The sequence below is a fragment of the Actinosynnema sp. genome (assembly GCF_052038725.1).
Window position 1 is genome coordinate 1 of the sequence record NZ_JBQGCX010000780.1, and the last position, 1,682, is coordinate 1,682.

2 protein-coding genes are annotated in these 1,682 nt (G+C 76.3%); both read right to left on the minus strand.

The window, feature by feature from the left end; genetic code table 11:
* Nucleotides 1-617 (minus strand): hypothetical protein (locus ACTUAL_RS16140; protein WP_440900837.1); only part of this gene is annotated, 617 nt, incomplete at its 3' end.
* Between the two features lie 47 nt (nt 618-664).
* On the minus strand, nt 665-1,682 hold a 1,018-nt coding region (locus tag ACTUAL_RS16145), incomplete at its 5' end, for a vWA domain-containing protein (RefSeq protein WP_440900838.1).

Here is a 1,682-nt window from a genome sequence, read left to right on the forward strand (position 1 = left end):
AACGTGCGCTGGTGCTCGTTGGTGAACAGCACGGTGTCGGCCAGCGCGAGCGCGAGCACCTCGCTCCACTCGAAGACGTTGCCCGACGTGGGCGGCCGGACCCCCCGGGCACGCAGGCCCTCTCCCAGCACGTGCAGCAGGGCGTCGTCGTCGACGGGGGAGAAACGCACCGCGCCGGTCACGTCGTGCGAGAGCGGGTCGGAGAACTCCGCGGTCCAGCGCACGGCCGTCCGGGCCAGCACGAAGCGCGCGGCCAGGACCTGCGAGGCCGCGAACTGGGCCCGGCTGTACAGGTGCTCGTAGCCGCCCCGGTCGCGGTCCCAGGTGAGGGCGTGCTGCAGCCCCTCCTCGGTGAAGTCGCGCACCGAGCGCCACGAGCTGAAGGCGCTGGGGGTGGGGATGAGCACCTGCCGGCGCACGAACGGTCCGGCGATCGCGCCGAGCAGGGGGTCCCGGCGGCGCAGGCGGTCCATCCGGTTCTGCACGACGTCGACCGGCAGGCCGTGGTCCCGCACACGCTTGGCCGCCACCACCGACGCCGCGTCGGCGTACGGCGGGAAGCAGTACGACACCACGAGCCCGCGCACCGGCTCCGCCACCCCCGGGCTCCCCGTCATGCGGAGCACCCTACGCAGCCCGCCGTGGTCCCGGGGACGCCGCCGCCTCAGCGCCGCCCGCGCCCCCGCACGTAGCTCGCCACCACGGCCCCGCCGAGACGGTCGGGGTCCGCGGACAGCACCCGGCCCCCGTTGCGGCGGGCCATGGCGTGCACGAAGCGCACGAGGCCGGGGTCCTCCCCGAGCATGAACACGTCGACCGGCACCCGCATGCGGGTGAGGGCGTCGACCTCGCGCACGGTCGCCTCGATCGTCTCCGGCAGCGGCGGCCAGCTGAAGAACGCCTCGGTGACGGCGGCGCCGTCCGCGCCCGGCCAGGTCTCGAGGTGCGCGGTCGGCTCGCCGTCGGTGACGACGAGCACCACGGGGGTGGCGTCGGGGTGGCGGGCGACGTGGCGGCGGGCCAGCTGCAGCGCGTGGGCGAGGTTGGTGCCCTGCACGTAGGCCGGCTCCACGTGCGCGAGCTCGGTCGTGCTGAGCTCGCGGGCGTAGCGGTCGAAACCGATGACCTGCAGCGTGTCCCGCGCGAAGCGCGTCTGCACCAGGTGCCCCAGCGCCATGGCAGTGCGCTTCATGGGGGCCCACCGGCCCTCGCTCACCATGGAGAAGGACAGGTCCACGCACAGCGCGACCGCGGCCCGGGTCCGGTCCTCGGTCTCCACCACCGCCATGTCCTCCGCGGCCAGGCGCACCGCGCCGGGGCGGGTGCCGCCACGCCCGCCGGACGGGGAGGCGGCGCTGCGCAGGACGGCGTTGGTGACGGTGCGGACCACGTCCAGCGGCTGCTCGTCGCCGACCTGCCACGCCCGCCAGGCGCCCGTCGGCTCGCCGGTGCGGCCGCTGCGCTCGTCATCCCGCTCCCCGGCCGAGGCCCGGCCCAGCTGCTCCGCGACCGCGTCGAGGGCGCTCTGCCCCAGCCGGCGCATCGCCTTGGGCGACAGCCGCGGCTCCGAGGCGGGCCCGCTCACCCAGCCCTGGTCCCGCAGCGCGCGCTCCAGCTCGCGCAGCGCGGCGACGTCGTCCGCGGCACCGCGCCCGAGCGCGCGCTCCACCTGCTCGACGTCG